At 64.3% G+C, this 3,095-nt stretch carries 2 protein-coding genes and 2 pseudogenes; all 4 read left to right on the top strand.

Annotated features, from left to right (window positions below):
• Positions 1-358 (top strand): annotated as a pseudogene (locus ACESNG_RS11675) (hypothetical protein); the annotation flags it as partial.
• A gap of 107 nt (positions 359-465) precedes the next feature.
• Positions 466-1,740: a hypothetical protein gene (locus ACESNG_RS11670; RefSeq protein ID WP_373069083.1), complete on the top strand. Its 1,275-nt coding sequence runs from the start codon at positions 466-468 to the stop codon at positions 1,738-1,740.
• Positions 1,741-2,209: 469 nt separating this feature from the next.
• Positions 2,210-2,761, top strand: a complete 552-nt coding sequence (locus tag ACESNG_RS11665) for a hypothetical protein (RefSeq protein ID WP_373069082.1) — start codon at positions 2,210-2,212, stop codon at positions 2,759-2,761.
• A 10-nt stretch (positions 2,762-2,771) separates the two neighbouring features.
• Positions 2,772-3,095, top strand: a pseudogene (locus ACESNG_RS11660) (ImmA/IrrE family metallo-endopeptidase); the annotation flags it as partial.

Genomic DNA, 3,095 nt, shown 5'->3' with positions numbered 1-3,095 from the left:
GGCCCCCGGACTCGTGGCGCGCAGTGTCGTGGTGCCCGGCTGGGGGCAGATGGCGAAAGGCGCCCGTGGCAAGGGTTGGACGTTGCTGCTTGGGACACTCGGCAGCGCCGGCGTGGCTGGCGCGAGCGAGTGGCAGTACCGCGCGCTGCGCGACAGCGCGGCGATGGCCACGTCACAGCGAGATCGGGACGGATACCTGCTGCGCGCGAATCCGCGTCGGAGCACGGCGCGCAGTGCGGCCGCGCTGGCGGGTGGCTTGTATCTGTACGGTCTGCTGGACGTGGCGCTGGGGCCCGTGCGGTTCTATCCGTCGCAGACGGGGGTTGCCGTTGAGGCGAGAATGCGTTGGCCGGATTGAGACCTGCGCGTGTTCGGTGACGGCCGCGGAGGTCGCGGCTCGAAAGACCTGCGCCGACTGTCAGACCCCTCTCGCATAATTAGGGTATCCCTCTCCCCGGAGTTGCAATGAGTGTCCTCATCGAAGCGTGCTGTCTTGTGGTCAAGCAGTTGTCGGTCGACCTCGCGTTCCCCGGCGGCACCGACGCGTTCACCGCGCGGGCGCAGTCCCTCGATCCCGTGCGGTCTGTGGTGAGCGATGGCCACCTCGTTGCCGTGAGCATCAACGATCCGCAGCTCCTCACGCCCCTGCTCAGCGAGATGGTCGACGCTGGACTCGTTGCGACCCACGAAGACGGATTCGGTGACTTCGCGTATGTCGACATGGAGATGGGCGAGACGATATGGTGTGCGTGGATCGAGACGGAGGCCCACCGTCATGGCTTCCGAGTGGCGTCGCACGTGGGTATGCGCCCCACTGCGATGGCGCGGCCCACTGGCTGGACGCCGCAGGAGTCCTGGAAGTTGACGCGTTCCGATCTGCGCGACGCCGGGCCCGAGCGGGTACTTTCGCTCGGTACCAGCGAGCATGGTAGCGATGCGCTGCTCGAATTACAGATGGGTCACGTGGTGCGCGGGACGCGCGATCGATCACCTATCGTGTCGGTGCGCGAGCCGGAAGCGCACGCGGCGTCTATACCGGGCGAGGAGGAGTTGCGGTTCGCTGCCGCCCAACGACTCCTCGGCGAGAGGGGTATCAGCTATCGGATCGATACCGAACAGGGCGCGATCACGATACTCTTGGCACTCGACGAGCTGGCGTCGGCATCGGAATCCACATCCAAGGACGCGCAGCCGGTAAGCGCAATGCTCCACGAATCACGCGACGAGGATGGCGCGGTGAAACACGAGGGTAAGGTCGCACGAAAGCGGCTCAACCTCCAGATGATTGTTGAGCAGATTGAGGCACAACTGAGCTCGAACTCAGAACCATTGGATGATGTCTCGTTTGGTGCGTTCAGCGACGCTGACGATGACGATGATGACGAGGTCGCGCCGGACTTCGACGAGCCGCACGGTCTACCCGCAGATGACGACTGTGCGTTGCGGATCTCCGTCATGCCGGGACAGGAAGCTGAGCAGCTCTCGTACTATGTCGTGCTGCCGCGGGTGCTTCGGGAGCAGAACCGCACCTGGGACTTGGTGCTCGACAAGATTACGCGCGACGCCGAGCAGGGCACCGAGGGTACGTTCGACGTGGACTCGGCGACGGGCACGATGGGACTGCGAGTCTCGACGGTGCGCGCGCCGGGCCAAACGTGGGAGGAAGCCGTGGAGCGGGGCTTCACTCGAGCGTCTCGTGCGGCATCGCAGGTGACGCGGGATTCACTGGCCTGGTGTTGAGCGCGTTCGCGACGAGGGTAGCAAAACACGCACGATCGAGCGTACGCTTAATCGCCAATGTGATTTTCGTTCCAGTCATCATTAATCCTCCATCTTTGCCCTCGCACATGCCGCCAAGAGCTCGCAGTATCTCCGTGGTTCTGGCCCTTGCGACCGCCTTTTGCGCAGCCAGCGCATCGATCGAGGCAATGCAGCCAATCTGCGGCGCGGGCATTCCGTGCGGTAACGCCTGCATTGCGTCCAACCGGGTCTGTCGCGCGGCTGCGCAGGATGCAACGCCCGAACCCAAGGAACGAGCATCGACGCCCGCTACGCTGGCGCGGAGAGGCGCCACGAAAGTTTGGGTCAACGAGAAGGCGAAGGTCTACCATTGTCCCGGCTCGCGTTCATACGGGCGAACGCGTGCCGGTCGCTTCACGTCCGAGCAGTCGGCTGTGACAGCTGGTCTTCGTCCCGCGTTCTCCCGTCGATGCGTCTGACCGCGTCCGCGCTCCTACTTACGGTGTTCCTCGCGCTGACGGCACGCACCGCAGCAGCCCAGGCACGTCGATCCTGCGGCGTTGACCGCTGGCCAGTGAAAGTTTGGGCCGACAAGGACGCGGCGCTGGTTGACACCGTGCCCGTCGCCGCAACGGTGCAGATGCTCGCGTCGCTTTCGGTCCCCGAGCTGGTGTACCCCGAGAACGGCCGGATCCGCCCGCATGAGTTTCGCACCTATCGCGTGCGCGCAGTCGTCGAGCGCATCACCGTGGAAGACGATGGCGACTGGCATCTCGTGCTGTCGGAGCCCGGCGCTCCGACGCTGAAACTGATCGCGGAGCTTCCAAGTCCCGAGTGCGCGACCTCCGCGACGCTCGCCACGCGATTTCGCGCCGCTCGCGATTCACTGCGGCGCGTGCCGCGCCGCGGGACTGTGGACATTGTCGGTATCGGCTTCTGGGACTACATCCACAATCAGAAGAACGGCGCGCGCAATGGATTCGAACTGCATCCGGTAACGCTCATCGTGCCTATCCGGTAACTACTCGCGGGTGGCCGCGCATCGGCTGCTGGCGCGGATTCGCGTGGACCTTGTGCCGGCACATGTCGACGTGCTCGACGTGACATCGGATACATCGAGCGTCGAGAAGGAGGCGGACGATGCCGCGCGAGAGGCGTTGGTTCCAGCAGCTGAATGGGATCAGAGCTCCGTGAAATATGTCGCAGCACCCGCGACGGTCTCACAGCTCGCGAGTAGAATCGGCGTGGCCGATGCAGTGGTAGCGGGGCGCGTGAGATTCGAACGACGCAATTTCAGGCTTTTATCCGGCATGGTAGGGGCCAGGCAAGTACGTCGACACTTCCCTGATGTAAAG

Origin of the sequence: Gemmatimonas sp. (genome assembly GCF_041689975.1) — a bacterium.
In the GTDB taxonomy this organism is placed as follows: Bacteria; Gemmatimonadota; Gemmatimonadetes; order Gemmatimonadales; family Gemmatimonadaceae; genus Gemmatimonas.
Note: the sequence above shows the minus strand (reverse complement) of the source record. Positions and strands in the feature narration are given on the sequence as shown.

Coding starts and splice junctions, on each gene's coding strand:
- ACESNG_RS11665 (WP_373069082.1), top strand. CDS start 2,210: ATGCGTCTGACCGCGTCCGCGCTCCTACTTACGGTGTTCCTCGCGCTG.
- ACESNG_RS11670 (WP_373069083.1), top strand. CDS start 466: ATGAGTGTCCTCATCGAAGCGTGCTGTCTTGTGGTCAAGCAGTTGTCG.